The sequence below is a fragment of the Paenibacillus sp. SJS-P3 genome (assembly GCF_056711585.1).
Genome location: NZ_CM160043.1, coordinates 3366521 through 3384595, shown reverse-complemented (window position 1 = coordinate 3384595; position 18075 = coordinate 3366521). Strand labels below are relative to the sequence as shown.

13 protein-coding genes are annotated in these 18075 nt (G+C 58.3%); 11 read left to right on the top strand and 2 right to left on the bottom strand.

Annotated features, from left to right (window positions below):
* The first annotated feature begins 2 nt into the window (after nucleotides 1-2).
* From AC06G8_RS15585 to AC06G8_RS15570, 4 genes are all read left to right on the top strand, one after another.
* A complete protein-coding gene (locus tag AC06G8_RS15585; protein ID WP_480283298.1) occupies nucleotides 3-1256 on the top strand; it encodes a peptidase U32 family protein in 1254 nt (417 codons plus the stop codon).
* A gap of 481 nt (nucleotides 1257-1737) precedes the next feature.
* Nucleotides 1738-3873, top strand: coding sequence for a methyl-accepting chemotaxis protein (locus AC06G8_RS15580; RefSeq protein WP_480283297.1), 2136 nt, complete (start codon nucleotides 1738-1740; stop codon nucleotides 3871-3873).
* Nucleotides 3874-4040: 167 nt separating this feature from the next.
* The gene (locus AC06G8_RS15575) at nucleotides 4041-6077 is read left to right on the top strand and encodes a methyl-accepting chemotaxis protein (protein ID WP_480283296.1); all 2037 of its coding nucleotides are present in this window, start codon (nucleotides 4041-4043) and stop codon (nucleotides 6075-6077) included.
* 336 nt (nucleotides 6078-6413) lie between these two features.
* Complete coding sequence (locus AC06G8_RS15570) at nucleotides 6414-8249, top strand: peptidoglycan D,D-transpeptidase FtsI family protein (RefSeq protein WP_480283295.1); 1836 nt, start codon at nucleotides 6414-6416, stop codon at nucleotides 8247-8249.
* Between the two features lie 114 nt (nucleotides 8250-8363).
* Here the strand turns inward: AC06G8_RS15570 and AC06G8_RS15565 are convergent, their stop codons facing one another.
* A complete protein-coding gene (locus AC06G8_RS15565) occupies nucleotides 8364-9488 on the bottom strand; it encodes an AI-2E family transporter (RefSeq protein WP_447661650.1) in 1125 nt (374 codons plus the stop codon).
* Between the two features lie 189 nt (nucleotides 9489-9677).
* Between AC06G8_RS15565 and AC06G8_RS15560 the strand changes: the two genes are divergently transcribed.
* The 3 genes from AC06G8_RS15560 to AC06G8_RS15550 all read left to right on the top strand — a co-directional run bounded on the left by AC06G8_RS15560 (nucleotide 9678) and on the right by AC06G8_RS15550 (nucleotide 12790).
* Nucleotides 9678-11117 carry a polysaccharide deacetylase family protein gene (locus tag AC06G8_RS15560; RefSeq protein WP_447661649.1) on the top strand — a complete coding sequence of 480 codons (1440 nt, stop codon included), beginning with the start codon at nucleotides 9678-9680 and terminating at the stop codon, nucleotides 11115-11117.
* 135 nt (nucleotides 11118-11252) lie between these two features.
* Nucleotides 11253-11831: an RNA polymerase sigma factor gene (locus AC06G8_RS15555; RefSeq protein ID WP_480283294.1), complete on the top strand. Its 579-nt coding sequence runs from the start codon at nucleotides 11253-11255 to the stop codon at nucleotides 11829-11831.
* Entirely contained in the window at nucleotides 11828-12790 is a 963-nt protein-coding gene (locus tag AC06G8_RS15550; protein WP_480283293.1) for an anti-sigma factor domain-containing protein, read from the top strand. The genes AC06G8_RS15555 and AC06G8_RS15550 overlap by 4 nt, the downstream gene beginning before the upstream one ends.
* A gap of 78 nt (nucleotides 12791-12868) precedes the next feature.
* Here the strand turns inward: AC06G8_RS15550 and ilvD are convergent, their stop codons facing one another.
* Entirely contained in the window at nucleotides 12869-14554 is a 1686-nt protein-coding gene (gene ilvD, locus AC06G8_RS15545; protein ID WP_447661646.1) for a dihydroxy-acid dehydratase, read from the bottom strand.
* 199 nt (nucleotides 14555-14753) lie between these two features.
* Here ilvD and AC06G8_RS15540 point away from each other — a divergent pair, with 199 nt between their 5' ends.
* From AC06G8_RS15540 to AC06G8_RS15525, 4 genes are all read left to right on the top strand, one after another.
* Complete coding sequence (locus AC06G8_RS15540; protein WP_480283292.1) at nucleotides 14754-15260, top strand: copper amine oxidase N-terminal domain-containing protein; 507 nt, start codon at nucleotides 14754-14756, stop codon at nucleotides 15258-15260.
* A gap of 182 nt (nucleotides 15261-15442) precedes the next feature.
* Nucleotides 15443-16153 (top strand): response regulator transcription factor, encoded by a 711-nt coding sequence (locus AC06G8_RS15535; protein ID WP_447661644.1) that lies wholly within the window; start codon nucleotides 15443-15445, stop codon nucleotides 16151-16153.
* On the top strand, nucleotides 16143-17288 hold the full coding sequence (locus AC06G8_RS15530; RefSeq protein ID WP_480283291.1) for a sensor histidine kinase: 1146 nt from the start codon (nucleotides 16143-16145) through the stop codon (nucleotides 17286-17288). The genes AC06G8_RS15535 and AC06G8_RS15530 overlap by 11 nt, the downstream gene beginning before the upstream one ends.
* Nucleotides 17289-17702: 414 nt before the next feature.
* Nucleotides 17703-18008 carry an urease subunit gamma gene (locus AC06G8_RS15525; RefSeq protein ID WP_447661642.1) on the top strand — a complete coding sequence of 102 codons (306 nt, stop codon included), beginning with the start codon at nucleotides 17703-17705 and terminating at the stop codon, nucleotides 18006-18008.
* Nucleotides 18009-18075 lie beyond the last annotated feature (67 nt).

Genomic DNA, 18075 nt, shown 5'->3' with positions numbered 1-18075 from the left:
TCATGTCTATGACTGCAAATAAACCCCTTCTCAAAGGAAAGCGCCATCGCCTGGACAAGCCCGAGCTGCTGGCTCCGGCCGGCAACCTGGAGAAGCTCAAGTTCGCCGTCCATTACGGTGCTGACGCCGTCTATATCGGCGGGCAGAAGTACGGGCTCCGATCGGGAGCGGACAACTTCAGCTTCGAGGAAATGCGCGAAGGCGTCGAGTTCGCTGCCCGTTATGGAGCGAAGGTTTTCGTCGCGACCAACATCTATGCCCACAACGAAGACATCGAAGGCCTGGAGGACTATCTGCGCGGCCTCGAAGCGGCCGGCATAGCCGCGATCATCGCGGCTGATCCCGCCATCGTAGAGACGGCCCAGCGGGTTGCTCCCGGCTTGGAGGTCCATCTCAGCACCCAGCAGTCGGTGCTCAACTGGCGCACGGTCAAGTTCTGGAAGGATGAAGGGTTGCCGCGCGTCGTGCTTGCGCGGGAGACGAGCCTCGAGGAAATCGCTGAGATGAAAGCCCATGTCGACATCGAGATCGAGGCGTTCATCCACGGCGCGATGTGCTCCTCGTTCTCCGGCCGCTGCGTGCTCTCCAACCACTTCACCGACCGGGATTCCAACCGCGGCGGCTGCTGCCAATCCTGCCGCTGGAAGTACGATCTGTACGTGGACGGAGATTCCGTGAACAGCGGGCAGGATAGCCAATTCACGATGGGCTCCAAGGATCTGTGCATGATCTCGCATCTGCCGGAGCTGATCGAGGTCGGAGTGGACAGCTTCAAGATCGAGGGTCGAATGAAAAGCCTTCATTACGTGGCTACCGTCGTCAACGCTTACCGCCAGGCCATCGATGCATACTTTGCCGATCCCGACGGGTACGAGCTGAAGCCGGAATGGGTGGATGAAATCAACAAGTCCGCCAACCGGCCGCTCAATACGGGCTTCTTCTTCGATACGCCGGGCACGGAAGACCATATTTACGAGCCGGAGCAAAAAGCCGCTCCGTATGACTTCGCCGGCGTTGTCCTCTCCTATGACGAGGCGACAGGCGAAGCGGTCATTCAGCAGCGCAATCATTTCAAGCCTGGCACCGAGGTGGAGTTCTTCGGGCCGGAAGGAACCTTCTTCAAGCAGGCCGTGGAGGAGATCCGCGACTTGGAAGGACAGCTGCTCGATGCCGCTCGGCATCCGCTGCAGCATGTACGGATCCGGACGGCTCAGCCTGTTCATCCGATGGATATGATGCGCAAGCGCATCCGCTAAAGCAATCGGCACAAGCCTTCCATGAGCATTCATGGAAGGCTTTTTTTCGCGGCTTATCGAGGAGGCGGGGGCGGTCATGTCAGCTGCAGAGGCTGATCCAAGACATCCTTGCGGATGGCAACGGAATCGGCTCGAATCATGAGAGATTGCGCATGAAAAGGATAAAGGAGAGGCTAAAGAAAACTGAAAAGGCAATTTTGGTTTCATATTGTTTTTTTTTATTTTTTTTTGACAAAACGTCATTCCTTTCCATTGCGATCCTGCTATCTTCCATAAACTTTCTAGTAGATCTCGAATTTTTAATATTCATGAGCTGCATAAATGAATCGACTCTCTCGATAAGCATGGTAAAGAAAATATTTATCTGACATGAGGCTAAAGACCCGTGTCCAGCATTCCGATAAGGATAAGAAAGAGATAGCGACCGCACATCGACGTGTCGGCGGTCGGAACAGGATGGTGAACGGTGATGAGGAATCGATTGACAGAATGGATAGAAAAGCGGAAACACAAGAACAACATCAACAGCGGCGATACAGGCGGTGAGCAGGCTGCAGCAGAGGCCGGCAGCGCCGTCAAGCTCTCCTTGAACATCGGACGATCGGTCGGATTGAAGCTCTTCCTTACTTTTTTTGCAGGCATTTTGGCATGCGTGCTGCTTATGGGTTACTTCTCCTACCAGATTTCAAAGAGCGTCATCCAGAGCAAGGTGTCGGATTCCTCGCAGGCAACGCTCAAGCAGCTGTCGGACAAGCTTGATCTCGTATTCGACAAATTCAATGATTTCTCGCTGCAGTTCGTCGCGGACGTTACGCTCCAGAACATGATCGGCTCCACGATGTACGCCTCGGATGACAGCGCCCGGACCAATGCGGAGCGGGAGCTCAACAACAAGCTTCAGAGCATGCTTCTCGGCACATCGGGGGTGGAGAACCTCAATCTGATTCCGGTCAGCTCCAAGCTGAGCAAGCGGGTTCTTGGAACAGGCAAGCTGGAGCTGGAGAAGGTCCAGCAGGCTTCCTGGTATCAGGAAGCGCTGAAAGACATCAATGAAGGCGTCTGGATCCCGACGCAGCCGAAGGGATTCCAGGATGGGGGAAATCCGACGCTGGGATTGGCGCGTGCGCTTAGAGAGCCGGGCGGGACGGATCCGATCTATGTCGTGCTCATCGAGATCCAGGACCGGGCCATCCAAGACCAGCTTCATGGCGCACAGCTTGGCGACGGCGGAACGGTATCGATTCTCGACCGCCAGGACGGGATTCTGCTGGATGCTTCCGGCAGGGATTCAATCGGAGGGAAGTCAGCGGTAGCCTTCAGCGCTCAAGCCAAGGACGATTCGGGAATGTTCGTCACAGACGAGAGCGGAACGAAGTCGCTTGCGATCTATAAACGATTCAACGCCAACCCATGGATGGCAGCGGGAACGATACCGGTGGGCGAGCTGGTGAAGGACGCGCGAAAAATTTACATTCTGACGGTATATGTTTCTATCGGCGCGGTTGTGGTGGCCATTCTGCTCGGGTTCGTCGTGATGAGGATGGTCGGAATTCCGCTTCGCCGTCTCCGCAACCTGATGAACGAAGGGAAGAAAGGCAATCTGACCATCCGCTCGGACCACCGCTCGCAGGACGAGATCGGGCAGCTGTCGTCGAGCTTCAACGAGATGATGGAGCAGATCACAGGTCTCGTGCAGCAGGCGAGAGGAAGCGCGGAGCAGGTGCTGTCTACCGCGGGAGAGGTCGGGCAGTCGTCCCGGAGGACGGCCGGAGCGGCGCGGGAAATCGCGGCCGCCACAGAGGAGATCGCGGGCGGAGCGACCAGCCTGGCGATGGAAGCGGAGAAGGGCAGCGACCTTACGACCGGCATGGACGAGAGCATGCGCCGGGTGAAGCTGTCCAATGACGGCATGATCGCGGCGGCAGGCGAGATGGAAGCGGCTGGGGCGCAGGGAACCGGCCATATGGCGGCGCTGATCGACCAGACCGGCCTGGCGGAAGGGATGGTCCGCGGGATGGCGGAGAAGGTCGACCGTCTGAAGGACAGCACGCGCTCGATCCGCAAAATTCTGGACGTGCTTGGAAGCGTGGCGAAGCAGACGAACATCCTGTCGCTGAACGCATCGATCGAAGCGGCGCGTGCGGGAGCGGCAGGCAAAGGGTTCATGGTCGTAGCCGGGGAAATCCGGCAGCTGGCCGAGCAGTCGCGTGAATCGATCAGCGTGGTGGAGGGCATTACCGATACGATCCAGCGCGAGATCGACGAGACGGTGTCGGTGCTGTCGGAGGCGCAGCCGATCTTCCAGGAGCAGATCGGATCGGTGCGGGAAGCGAACGGAATCTTCCTGGACGTGCAGACGCGGATGGCGGAACTGGCGAGAAGCCTGGACGGAGTGACGGAGGCGATCCGGACGCTGGACGAGACGCAGGCGCAGCTGAGCGAGGCGATGGGCAGCGTAAGCGCCGTGGCGGAGCAGTCTTCGGCGACGTCGGAGGAAGTCGCGTCTCTGAGCAGCGAGCAGCTCGGCGTAAGCGAAGGGCTTGTGAACCTATCCTCCGAGCTGGAGGAAGTGTCGCGTTCGCTGCAGAAATCTCTGGAGCGGTTCCGGACCGAATAATCGGCATGAGGCGGGTTTCCAGCGGAAGCCCGTCTTTTGTATACTTGAACGACGAAAAATAAGCTGTCGAGGTCGCAGGAGACAGGTATTTATTTTAAATGTAAACTTCTTTGCTTTAGAATCCGATATTAAGGAAACAACCGCTAAGCTGGAGGATGGAAATTGCCATGAAGCTGAACCCGCTGCGTTATGTAAGCGCCAAGCTGTTTTTGATCGTTTTTGTCAGTATTCTCGTTTGCGTTCTGTCCGTAGGTCAAATCTCGTATGGCATTTCCAAGAATGTGATCGAAAAAAAGGTTAGCGCTTCCACGGAAGAGACGGTCAGTCAGATCGCCGGCAAGCTGGATTTGATCTTGGACAGCTACCTGAATTACTCGGTCCAATTCCTTACGGACAAGGAAATCCAGTCCAATGTAGGGGAATTCTTCAGCTCGACGGTCGATGAGTACGGGGTGTTCTCCGCTCAGCGCAGCCTTAATGACAAGCTCTCGGGGATGGCCATGTCCAACAAGGGCGTGCTCAATATCAACTTCATCCCTATCGATTCCCATGCGAAGACTCAGGTTCTCGGTACAGGCAATCTCAATTACGAGCAGGTCAAGGAATCAGCCTGGGTCCAAGCGGCGATCGAGCAGAATGGAACTCCGATCTGGATTCCGACCCAGCCCAAGGGATTCCAGGGAAATGGCGACAAGCCTTCGATCGGGCTCGCGCGCGTCATCAAATCGCCTTCGGGCATCAACGCTTTCGTCATGCTGATCGAGCTGCGGGAATCGCTGATCTCGGATCAGCTCAATGCGATCAATCTCGGCAGCGACAGCCGGGTCGCTCTCTTGGGAGCGGACAAGGCCGTGCTCTCGGATACGATGGCGGCAGAGGACGGCGCAGGCAAAACCTTCAATTTCAATTCGCCATCCGACGCTGAAAATGGAAGCTTCCGCGCGGATAGTCCGGCGGGCCCAGTGCTGACGATTTACAAGAAGCTTGAGGTGAACGACTGGAAGGTCGTCGCGATGCTGCCTACCGCGGAGCTGGTGAAGGACGCCAAGCAAATATCGCGCATGACTTGGATTATTGCTGCAGCTGCGGCAGTTCTCGCTTTGCTTGTCGGGCTCTATGTCATCCTCTCCGTCGGACGCCCGCTGCGGCTGATGCGCAACTTGATGAACGAAGGGAAGAAAGGCAATCTGACCATCCGCTCCCGCCATCGCTCGAAGGACGAGATCGGGCAGCTGTCGTCGAGCTTCAACGAGATGATGGAGCAGATTACAGGTCTCGTGCAGCAGGCGAGAGGAAGCGCGGAGCAGGTGCTGTCTACCGCGGGAGAAGTCGGCCAGTCGTCCCGGAGGACGGCCGGAGCGGCGCGGGAAATCGCGGCCGCCACGGAGGAGATCGCGGGCGGAGCGACCAGCCTGGCGATGGAAGCGGAGAAGGGCAGCGACCTGACGACCGGCATGGACGAGAGCATGCGCCAGGTGAAGCTGTCCAATGACGGCATGATTGCGGCGGCAGGCGAGATGGAAGCGGCTGGGGCGCAGGGGACCGGCCATATGGCGGCGCTGATCGACCAGACCGGCCTGGCGGAAGGCATGGTCCGCGGGATGGCGGAGAAGGTCGACCGTCTGAAGGACAGCACGCGCTCGATCCGCAAAATTCTGGACGTGCTTGGAAGCGTGGCGAAACAGACGAACATCCTGTCGCTGAACGCGTCGATCGAAGCGGCGCGTGCGGGAGCGGCAGGCAAAGGGTTCATGGTCGTAGCCGGGGAAATCCGGCAGCTGGCCGAGCAGTCGCGTGAATCGATCAGCGTGGTGGAGGGCATTACCGATACGATCCAGCGCGAGATCGACGAGACGGTGTCGGTGCTGTCGGAGGCGCAGCCGATCTTCCAGGAGCAGATCGGATCGGTGCGGGAAGCGAACGGAATCTTCCTGGACGTGCAGACTCGGATGGCGGATCTGGCGAGAAGCCTGGACGGAGTGACGGAGGCGATCCGGACGCTGGACGAGACGCAGGCGCAGCTGAGCGAGGCGATGGGCAGCGTAAGCGCCGTGGCGGAGCAGTCTTCGGCGACGTCGGAGGAAGTCGCGTCTCTGAGCAGCGAGCAGCTCGGCGTAAGCGAAGGGCTTGTGAACCTATCCTCCGAGCTGGAGGAAGTGTCGCGTTCACTGCAGAAATCTCTGGAGCGGTTCCGGACCGAATAGGAACACGGCAATTCAAGAAGCAAGAAGCAAAAAGCAAGAAGTAAAAAGCAAGAAGCAAGAAGCAAGAAGTAAAAAGCAAGAAGCAAGAAGCAAGAAGCAAGAAGCAAGAAGCAAGAAGCAAGAAGCAAGAAGTAAAAAGCAAGAAGTAAAAAGCAAGAAGCAAGAAGCAAGAAGCAAGAAGCAAGAAGCAAGAAGTAAAAAGCAAGAAGTAAGAAGCCCCTTTGCGAGAGCAAAGGGGCTTCTTTGGCTTTGTTCATTCTTCCCGCTGTTAGCTGAACGAAGGATGGGGAATGCTGGAATACAGAATCAATCGATTTGATATTCGGAGGCATTCCTATGTCCGTACGCCGCTTGAGAACCGCTGCTTGCTTGATTACGATCGTCATGCTTATCTGCCTCGCTCGCCTTGCCTGGATTGATCTCCTTCCTTCCCGACACGCTTCCGGCAGTCCGGCTGGAGGGCAGCGGCTGGCTGCGGGCCCGCTGCAGCTGCACAGCCAAAGCCTCCAGCTTGATTCCGGGAGGGGCGACTTCCTCGACCGTTCGGGCTTGCCGCTTACCGGCTTCTCCTATCGCTCGCTTGCGCTGTTCCCCTTGCCTTCTTCGGCGAGCAGAGGAACGGGCGGCGACCTCTCCGTCCTCGCGCGGATCATGAACATCGGGAGGGAGGAGCTGACGGAGAAGCTGTCCGCCCTGAAGTCGCCTGAATTCTGGCATGATTCCGGATCGGGAATTCCGCGCCGGCTAAGCGATTCCCAGGAACGGGAGCTGGCCGGCCTGCGGATCGAAGGGGTAGCGGTGCTGCCGTTTCGGGCGCGCTATCTGGAAGGGGAAAGCGGAATCCAAGCAATCGGATATATTAGCGAGAACCCGGATCGGATTCGGGAATTGTACGCCAAGCAGCTGCAAAAGGGAAAGGCGGCCCTTTCCGATCGAACGGGTGGAGCGGGTCTGGAGCTGTCGCTGGAAAAAGTGCTGAAGGGAACGGGCCCGTCCTACGCCCGATATTTCACGGACGGAGGAGGAGCTCCGCTCAAGGGGCTCGACATGACGCTAACGCGCCCGTCTACTCCTCTCTATCCGCTCCAGGCCGTCACGACCATCAGCCTTCCCTTGCAGCGGGAGCTGGAAAGGAAGGCGCGTCTGGAAGGGCTCGCCAAAGGAGCTGTTGTCGTGCTGGATGTCCGTACCGCCGACATCGTTGCGATGGTATCGATGCCTTCCTTTGACCCGCTCAAGCTGGACGGCTCCCTGTCCGGGACGGAAAATCACGGTGTCAAAGCGTTCACTCCGGGCTCGATCTTCAAATTGGTTACGGAAGCGGCGGCGCTGGAGGCAGGCGTGACGAGCGAGGGAGAGAAGTTCTTCTGTCCCGGCGAATACGGCCGTTTCGGATTGTCCTGCTGGAAAGAGGGAGGCCATGGGCTCGTTACGCTGCGGCAAGGGCTGGCGCAATCCTGCAATATCGTTTTTGCCGGGCTTGCGGAGCGGCTGACTCCCTCCCAGATCCAGATCACCGCAGACCGGCTCGGGCTCGGCAAGAGGGTAGGCTGGAGCCTGGAGGACGGAGAAGCCGCAGGGCCGCTCAAGGGGCCGCTGCGGCTTCTGTGGGAAGAAGAATCGGGCCAAGTGTTCCGCCAAAGGGGAGCGCCGGGCAAACTGTCGGGAGGCGAGCTTGCCCGGACGGGAATCGGCCAGCAGGATGTGCTGGCGTCTCCGCTTCAGGCGGCCAATCTGATGGTCACTCTTCTGCATGGCGGTCAGGTCCTCGAGCCGAGGCTGCTCCGAGAAATCCGATATGCCGACGGGCAGCTGCTTGCCCGGATGCCGGCTCATGAGCTGAAGTCGCCGTACGGACGCATTGCTCCGGATACGGCGGCAGCTCTGCGCAAAGGCATGGAGGCGGTCGTCAGCAGCGGGACGGGACGTTCCCTGCAGCGCAAGTCTTGGCAGCTGGCGGGCAAATCCGGGACAGCGGAGACAGGGAGGCGGGGACAGGGGAACCATCAATGGTTCGCCGGCTACGGCCCTGTCCGAAGCCCACGGTATGCCGTAGCTGTGCTGGCCGAGAACCGGCCGGAGGGAAGCCCGAACCAGGCGGCGAGACTATTCGGCAGCGTCATGGATACGCTGGCTGCCTGGGAAGCCTCCGGCGCGGAGCGGCTGCCTTGACGAGAATCGCTTGATATCGAGCCGTATTTCAATGGCCGAGCTAAGGCCGAGTTAAGGCCGAGTTAAGGCCGAGCTTCATTCCAGCGGCAGACTGTCGGGACTCCGCCGATGATCTCACGCCTCTGCCGGCGGATCGGGCCTTCCATAGTCCGGCAGATCATATTCATCCTTGGGCGGAGTGATCCATCGTCTCAGATAGCCCTGATCGTACAACGCTTTTACAAGGATGAGCAGCACGGGCGAGAGGATGACGCCGGCGACGCCGAACAGCGACAGAGAGATGACCATGAACGCCAGCATCGTGAAGGCGGAGACGCCGAGCGTATCCCCGGTAATGAGCGGCTCCAGAATCTGCCGGGCGAGCACGATGACGAGGAACAGGACGGTCAGCCAGATGGCCAGATTGAAATCCCCGACAGCCAGCAGATAGATGATCCAGGGAATGAATACCGTTCCGACCCCGAGCAGCGGCAGGATGTCGAACACAGCGGCCAGCACCGATATCGTCAGCGCGTTGTCGACCCCGAGCAGCAGGAGGGACACGAACACGACGAGGAAGGTGATGGAGATCAGCTTCATCTGGGCCTTCAAGTAAGCGGTAATGCCCGAGAAGACGTTGAGGCGCAGAAATTCGAATGCTTTCTTGAATGTCCGGGGCGTTTTGTCCCGGGCGATTTTTTTCCAGTCGCCGATCTCGATGCTGAGGAAATAAGCGAGTATGATTCCGACGATAAAGTTAAACATAAAGGCGGAGACCGAGGACAGGTATCCCGCCGCGCTGAAGAGGAAGCCTTTGGCCACTTTCTGCCCCCACAGGGTAAGGGAGTCGACGTATTCCTGCAGCTTGTCGACCGATCCCGGCGGAAGGGCGCCTACCTGCTCCTTGAGCCAATCCGATCCGGCATTGACCTTGGTGACGAGCATGCTCTGGTACTCCGGAAGCTTGTCCGCAAGCGCGGTCGCTTCCTTGACGACGATATATCCCGCTCCGAAGAAAAGGCCTAGAACGAGAGCGGAAAAGACGAGGATGGAAACAGCCGAGGCCAGAGATTTTTTGATGCCGATCCGGTTCAAGGCTTTGGCCAACGGCTCAATGATGACGAAGATGAGCAGCGAGAGGAAGATCGGAGCTGCGATGGAATACAAAAAGCTGAACAATAGCATGATCAGATAAACCGTGAGGACGATCAAGCCGATGTCGAAAGCCGTTCTCCAGTACTTGCGGTAAAAGGTCAGCATGCTGTCGGGTTCTCCTTCTCCAGATATCGGTGTACGAGCATATTTCTGTCTGTATTGTACTATAGTTTTAGAGATGATAGGCTTTTTTTGCCCTTGGACTATGGTACAATGGATGTTGACTTCAATGGACTTCCGGAAGGCTTGTGTCCGGAATCGACAGAATACAGAGAATATGGTGGGGAAAAGAACATGGAGAATTTGCTTGTCTGGGGATTCTACTTTTTGACGCTGTATGCTTTTCTCCCGGGGCTGGTCAGCCGCATGTTCGGATTCCGAGTGTTCAAAAAAGGCCTCACGGAACGAGAGATCGCCTTGACGTTCGATGACGGGCCCGATCCCGTTTATACGCCCAAGCTTCTCGATTTGCTCGCCAGGCACGGAGCCAAGGCGACTTTTTTTGTCGTCGGATCCCATGCGGAGAGGCACCCAGAGCTTCTTCAGCGCATGCGGGACGAAGGGCATACGATCGGAATCCATAACTATGTGCACAAGACCAATTGGCTGATGAGGCCTGCCACGGTGAGGAAGCAGATTCAACGGACGGCGGAGATCATCGAAGCGGCAGCCGGGCTGATGCCGGCCTACTACCGCCCGCCGTGGGGAATCGTGAACCTGTTCGATTTCTCCAAAAAAGGCCAGTACAAAATCGTGCTCTGGTCCGGCATCTTCGGTGACTGGAAAGCCCACGATAATGCCGATCGGCTCACGGAACGGCTGCTCAAGAAGCTGAGGCCGGGCGAGGTGGTGCTGCTGCACGACTGCGGGCTTACGCTCGGCGCGGATGCGGAAGCCCCGGCGCAAATGCTGGAGGCTCTGACCGTTTATCTGGAGGAAGGAAGCCGTCGCGGCTTCCGATTTGTCGGCATCGAGGAGATGATGGCGATCACGGACAAGGCCAAGGAAGCGAGGCCGGGCCTGCTCGGACGAGCTGCGGCATGGACATGGCTGCAGTACGAGAAGCTGTTCCATCTTGTATTCCGGCTGAAGGCTGTTCGGGGCTCGGGAGACAGGACGGTCTTTTACTACCGCAAGACGACGTACAACGGTCCCGAGGTGGAGCTGAAGGAAGGCGATATCATCCGCAAAGGCGATTCCGTCGCGGAGATCCATCTCGACAACGACATGCTGCGCAGGGTATCGGGACGTTCGACCTCTCCCATGGCAGTCATCATCCACTTGATCCGGGAGATGGAGACGGCGCTTCCCGCCTTGTCGAGGCAGGTTCTGAACGATCCTGAAACGAGCTCCGTCAAGGCTATTTATGGAGTTACCATGATTCATAGAGGGACCGACAGGCTCGGGTTCCAGGTATTCGACCTTCCTGAGAATTTATTTGCCAAAGCATCCCGAATTTATCTTCGTATTCTGTTCCGGGTTCTCACGGCAAGGCCGAAGAAGAAATCCACCAGCCGCAAAGGCAAGGAAAGAGACAAAAAGCCGATGACACCGCGCATGCTGCTGATGTCGCGCGAGGATATATTGCGGCATGCCGCCCGGACGCCATCCTCTTCCCGCGATGCCGACGGCCAGGAAGCAGCCAGGCAGCCGAAGGGCTCCGTGACTGTTCCTGCGGCCGAGCCGGGAGCCTCCGTCGAACCGGTCGCAAGCGGAAGCCCGAGCGCTTCCTGAACCTCGGCGGATTGCGGCGGCAAGACTGCTTTTCGGAGCGAGGATCTCCGTGAAGCAGTCTTTTTTGTGTCCGGAATCCATTGGACTTTCGGGCTGGAAAGGCTATGATGGGAGAAGCGCGAAGGAGAGGAAACAATGAGCGAAACGGCTTGGGAGGACCAACTCCTCCAACGGATAGCGGCTAAGGACAGCGATGCTCTTGAGCAGCTGTATGATCGATATGAGCGGCCGGTATACTCCTTTGTCTACCGCATCGTCGGAGACGTCATGGCGTCGGAGGAGATCGTGCAGGAGCTTTTTTTCAAAGTATGGAATCACGCCGATTCTTTTGACATGAACCAGCGCACAGGCAAAGTGAGCACCTGGATGTTCACGCTCGCGCGCAACCTCTCCATCGACTGGATTCGGAAGCGCGACCGCCGTCCGGCGTCTTCGGGATCCGAGGAAGACTGGCAAGGGGTCAAAGACCCGGAAACGACGGAGCAGGCTGCCATGGACAGGCTCATGGCGGAGCATGTGAAGGAAGCGCTGGCGGAGCTGAACGAGGAGCAGAAGCGGGTGCTGGAGTTGGTTTATTACGGGGGATACACGCAGCAGGAAATTTCCGAGCTGCATCATATTCCGCTGGGCACAGTCAAAAGCCGGGTCCGGTTAGCGCTTAGGCAGCTGCGCAAAAGTCTCGGGGAAGTCTGGAGAGAGGGGGTTCGATCATGACAAGCCAGCCCTATCAGCCGCATGGCAAAAACACGGAATGCGACAATGTGGAGCTGTACTCGGCAGGAGCGCTTGACGCGGCTGAGCGCGTTGCATTCGAAGAGCATCTGGAACAATGCGCTGAATGCAGTGCGGAGCTGCAGGAGCTGCAGAAGCTGATGAATCTGCTGCCGCTGGCGGTCGATCCGGTCGAGCCTCCCGAGGGAATGAAGAAGCGGGTGCTTGGAGCGGTGCTCGGCCGGAACAACGCTCAGGATCCGAGCTTGGGAAGGCAAGCGGATGCAGTTCTGGCGAAGGTGGATTATCCTGAGGAAGATGCTTCCGATCGCCGGCGGACAGAGGCTGCTTCCGCAAGCAAACGGAATGAGGATGCAGGATCAGCTGCCTGGACCTCGAACGACGAAAGCAGGAGAAGGACCGCTGCAGCAGGAGGACGCAGGCAGCGCCTGGTGGCGCTTCTGGCCGGAGCGGCCGCGGTCATGCTGCTTGTGTGCGGCACCCTTGCCCAGCGGATGGACAGCCTCGGCAAGAAGAATGAACAGCTCGCAAGCGAGCTCGAGGCGGCCAAGCAGAATCTGGTCCAGGCCCAGTCGGAGCTGCAGAACGTGATGAAGCCTTCGGCCGATGCGGCGGTGAGCCAGATCATTTCGCTCAAGCCGGTCAAAAATATGGTCGCCAAAGGGCAGGCTTATATCGTCGTGGATGCCAAGGGCACGCACTTGATCGTGCAGGCCAGCAAGCTTCCCGCGCTTAAGGACAGCCAGGCTTTCCAGGTGTGGCTCATCAAGGGCGACAAGCCTGTGAATGCCGGTACGTTCAAGCCGGTGAACGGCTCCGGCGCCATTACGTTCACGTTCCAGCCGGATTCCTTCGATCAGGTGGCGATCACGCTGGAGCCGGATGCGTTCGGCACCGCGCCGCGCGGGACGATGGTCATGGCCGGAGGCTTGAAAGCTTGATTTGAACGATGGAAGCCGAACGAAAAACAATCCCCCTGCGGCATGAAGCGCAGGGGGATTGTTCGGTTGTGAGTTGAATTAGATTCTCATGACGCCGCCGGTGCTGGCGGAAGTAACGAGATGGGAGTAGCGGGCCAGGTAGCCGCGCTTGATCTTAGGCTCGAAGCCGGTCCATTCGGCGCGCCGCTTGGCCATTTCCTCGTCGCTGATCTCCAGCTGGATCGTCCGGTTGTTCATGTCCAGCTCGATGATGTCGCCGTCGTTGACGAAGGCCAGAGGGCCGCCGTCGGCTGCTTCAGGCGAGATATGGCCGATGCTGATGCCGCGCGATGCGCCGGAGAAGCGGCCGTCGGTGATCAGGCCGACCTTGGCTCCGAGTCCCATGCCCACGATCTGGGAAGTAGGGGCGAGCATTTCCGGCATGCCGGGACCGCCCTTCGGTCCTTCGTAGCGGATGACCACGACATGGCCTTCTTTGACGAGGCCTTTGCTGAGACCTTCCAGAACCGCGTCCTGGGAATCGAAGCAGATGGCCGGTCCGCGGTGGTAGCCGCCGACGGATTTGTCTACGGCGCCGACCTTGATGATCGCGCCGTCCGGCGCCAGGTTGCCGAAGAGGACGGCCAGGCCGCCGCGCTCGGAATGCGGGTCGTCGATAGGGCGGACGACGTCGCGGCGCTTCACTTCCGTATTCTCGACGTTCTCGCGGATCGTCTTGCCGGTAACGGTGATGCATTCCGTGTGAAGCGCGCCTTCTTTCTTGAGCAGCTCGTTCAGCACGGCGCTTACTCCGCCGGCTTCATGCACGTCCTCCATGTGGATGTCGGAGGCAGGGGCCAGCTTGGATAGATGCGGCACGCGGTTGGCGACTTCGTTGATGCGGGCGATCGGGTAGTCGATGCCGGCTTCATGCGCGATCGCGAGCGTATGCAGGACGGTGTTGGTGGAGCCGCCCATAGCCATGTCGAGAGCGAAGGCGTTGTCGATCGCTTCAACGGTGACGATGTCGCGCGGACGCAGATCGAGCTCGATCAGCTTCATGAGCTGGCGTGCGGACTCGCGGACGAATTCCTTGCGCTCAGGCGAGACGGCGAGAATGGAGCCGTTGCCCGGAAGGGCGATTCCGAGCGCCTCGGCGAGACAGTTCATGGAGTTGGCCGTGAACATGCCGGAGCAGGAGCCGCATGTCGGACAGCCGAACTGTTCGAGCTCGGTCAGGCTTTTCTCGTCGATTTTGCCGGCCATGAATTGGCCGACTCCCTCGAATACGCTCGTGAGGGAAATGGCGCGTCCGTCGCTGGTGCGTCCGGCCATCATCGGGCCGCCGCTGACCATGATGGACGGGATGTTGACGCGAAGCATGCCCATCATCATCCCCGGCGTGATCTTGTCGCAATTGGGAATGCAGACCATGCCGTCGAACCAATGCGCATTGACGACCGTCTCCACGGAATCAGCGATGATCTCGCGGCTGGCGAGCGAGTAGCGCATGCCGATGTGGCCCATTGCGATGCCGTCGTCGACGCCGATCGTATTGAACTCGAACGGCACGCCGCCCGCTTCGCGGATCGCTTCCTTGACAACCTTGCCGAATTCCTGAAGATGCATATGGCCGGGAATAATATCAATATAGGAATTGCAGACGGCGATGAACGGCTTGTCGAAATCTTCTTCCTTGACGCCTGCGGCGCGCAGCAGGCTGCGGTGCGGAGCGCGGTCGAAGCCCTTCTTGATCATATCGGAACGCATTTTCTTCGGTGCCATGACTGTCCCTCCCTGGTATACCATCATTTTATGATTCTACCATAGCGGGGAAGGATTGACTACAGATTGCCGCTTTGATGCTTCGCTTCGATGATGCGGCTGCAAATTAGGATCTTTTCTAGTTTGTACCGACCGAAAGCGGTTTAATTACAATCAGAGCCGTTCATTCCGTCTATCGCCAAAGGAGGCAAATCCATCCATGAGTCCCATTCGCCGTTTCTCCGCTAGTCCAGCATCCCACGGTTCCCGCAAGCTGAAGCCTGCCGCCGCATTCTGCGCGGCAGCGCTGATCGCCTGCGCGGGGCTGCTGGCTCCCGTTCAAGCCCACGCTTCCAAGGAGCTGCCGAAAATTCTGATTAATGGCATCAACTATGACATGAACCATGATCCGGTCATCGAGAAAGGCAGAACTCTCGTTCCGCTCCGCGGCGTATTCGAAGCGATGGGGGCTCAGGTGGAATGGAACCAGTTCGACCAGAGCATCAAGGCGACCAGAGGGACGATGACGATTGAGCTGACCGTCAACAAGACGAAGGCCTCCATCAACGGCAACGAGGTCGAGCTGGACGTGCCGGCGCGCAATCTGAGCGGCGCGACGATGGTGCCGCTGCGATTTGTTTCCGAATCTCTCGGCGCCTACTGCTGGTACAATCCGGAGCAGAATCTGATCAATATTACGGATAAGGCGGACAGCGACAAGAGCTGATTCTCTTATTGCCATTCATAACCGTATTCAATACCCCGTCCCTGCATGGCGCAGGAACGGGGTTTTCCGCTGCTTGTTGAAAGAAACCTAAAGGAAAGCTTAAACCTGTCTGACGATTGGATGCCGCGCCTTTCAAGAGGCCCGGCTCTGCGGTATAGTGGCTGTAAGGGGTGGTATCGGCTGTGAAAAAGCTGTTGATCGTCGACGACGACCGCGAAATCGCGGAATTGATCCAGATTTATTTATCCAATGAAGGCTACCAGACCATGACCGCCCATGACGGCGAGGAAGCGCTCGCGCTGCTTGCGGACGGGTCCTACCATCTGGTCGTTCTCGATATCATGATGCCGAAGCTGAGCGGCCTCGAGGTGTGCCGAAGAATCCGCAAGGACCACGAGGTTCCCGTTCCGATCCTCATGCTGAGCGCGAAGGCCGAGGACATGGACAAGATCATGGGACTCATGACGGGGGCGGACGACTACATGGTCAAGCCGTTCAATCCGCTGGAGCTGGTTGCAAGGGTGAAATCGCTGCTTAGACGTGCCTATCAATATCCCAAATCGTCGCAAGCCGGCAGCTTGGATTCGGACGAGGCAGTCGACCTTGGACCGCTGCGCATCGACAAGAGCACCCATGCCGTCGTCCTGCGCGCGGACGGGAGGCAGATGCATCTGACGAGCACCGAGTTCGGCATTCTTCATCTGCTCGCGTCGCATCCGGGGCGGGTATTCAGCGCGGAGGACATCTTCCAGCAAGTATGGAAAGAGAAGTTCTATGAATCCAACAATACGGTCATGGTCCATATCAGCAAGCTGAGGGACAAGCTCGAGCAGGAAACCGGAGACAAGTTCATCGTGACGGTATGGGGGGTCGGCTACAAAATTGAAGGATGACAATATCGTCAAGGACATGACGGTCCGTCTGCTCGTCCATCTGGCGGCAAGCGCGGCGCTCGCGGTCATCACCTCCGCGCTCATGGTCATCGCCGCCGAGAGGCTGGCTGTGACGTTCCCGTCGCTGCGCTCGATCGCCCATCTGATGATCGACCAGCTGGGGGATTTTACGCTCGTCATTCTGGCTCTGATCCTGTTCCTCGTCTATTTGCTGCTCCTGCAGCAGCGGCAATTCCGGTATTTCCGCGACGTCAGCCGCAGCGTCCGCTATATCGCCGACGGGCATTTCGGCTACAAGGTTCCCGTGCGGCAGAAGAACGAGCTGGGAGATCTCGCTTCCTACATCAACTATCTCGTCCACAAGCTGCAATTATCGCTGGACGAGGAGCGCAGGGCGGAGCAGACCAAGAGCGAGCTCATCACGAACGTCTCTCATGACCTGCGCACGCCGCTGACCTCCATCATCGGATACCTCGGGCTGATCCAGCAGGACCGGTGCAGGGACGAAGTGGAGCTGCGCCATTATGTCAGCATCGCTTACGAGAAGTCCAAGCGGCTTCATGTGCTGATCAACGATCTGTTCGACTACACGAAGATGAGGTATGAGACCGCGCCGCAGCGCAAGCTTACCTTCAATCTGACGGAGCTGCTCCGGCAGCTGCTGCTGCAGTACCGGGTGCCGCTGGAGGAGGCGGGCCTGGACACGGAGCTGAGGGCGCCGGCCGACAAGCTGATGGTGACGGGAGATTCCGACAAGATGGTGCGCGTATTCGAGAATCTGCTCGCCAACGCGATCCGCTACGGCAAGGATGGCGGCAGAGTCGATCTGATCGCTTCGGCATCCGGAGGCGAAGCCGTGGTCGAAGTGGTCAATTACGGGGAAATGATACCGTCCATCGATCTGCCCCACTTGTTCGACCGGTTCTACCGGGTCGACAAGGCGAGAGGAGACGGCAGCGGCGGCACGGGACTGGGTCTGGCCATCGCCAAAGGCATCGTGGAGCAGCATGGAGGAACCATATCCGCGGCAAGCGATCCCTTCATGACGAGCTTCCAGGTCAGGCTCCCGCTGACCGGCGCCACTGTCCCGCTAGCGGAAAAGGGACGCGAAACGACGGCATTAGACGCTCTTTAGGATTTCTTAAGAAATTTTTAGGATTACGTTACGGTATGCCTCTCCCGGCTCGGCTACAATAGGAGCAGACAATGACGCTGAGGAGGGGACGTCCTTGAGGCATCTGTGGATGATGGTCATGGCATGCGCGGTTATCTTGATGGCCGTTCTGCTGGTAGGCGGAGACGGCGGCAAAAACGTGGGATTGGTCGATATTCTGCTGCGGATCTGGTAGTAGAGCAGCCGCTGGCGAGTGTCGATGTGATGGAGGGAACAGCATAGCAGCTTGGAATCGGGAAGCTTCGCTTAAGGCGGAAGCTTCTTTTTTTGCGTGCAGTGAAGGTTTAATCATGTTAACTTTCCTGACATAACATGTTTACTTCCGCCGCCAGCGTGACTATAATGGAACTAATTCTGGCATAAGGGGTGGAAGGGATGCAGTTGACCGAGCGGGAAAAAGAGAAGCTGCTCATCACAATGGCCGCCGACGTGGCACGCAGGCGGCTTGACCGGGGGGTCAAACTCAATTATCCCGAGAGCATCGCGCTCATTACCTCCGAGATCATGGAGGGCGCCCGAGACGGCCTTACGGTCGCGCGCCTGATGGAATACGGCACGCGGATCCTGCGCCGGGACCAGGTAATGGAAGGCATACCGGAGATGATCCATGAGGTTCAGGTCGAAGCGACTTTCCCTGACGGGACGAAGCTCGTGACGGTGCACCAGCCCATATCGGGCTGATCGTTCGGCAGCAGCCGGAGGCCGGATCGGGGTGGCTCTAAGAGCTGTAAGCGCCATGCTTTTGAAG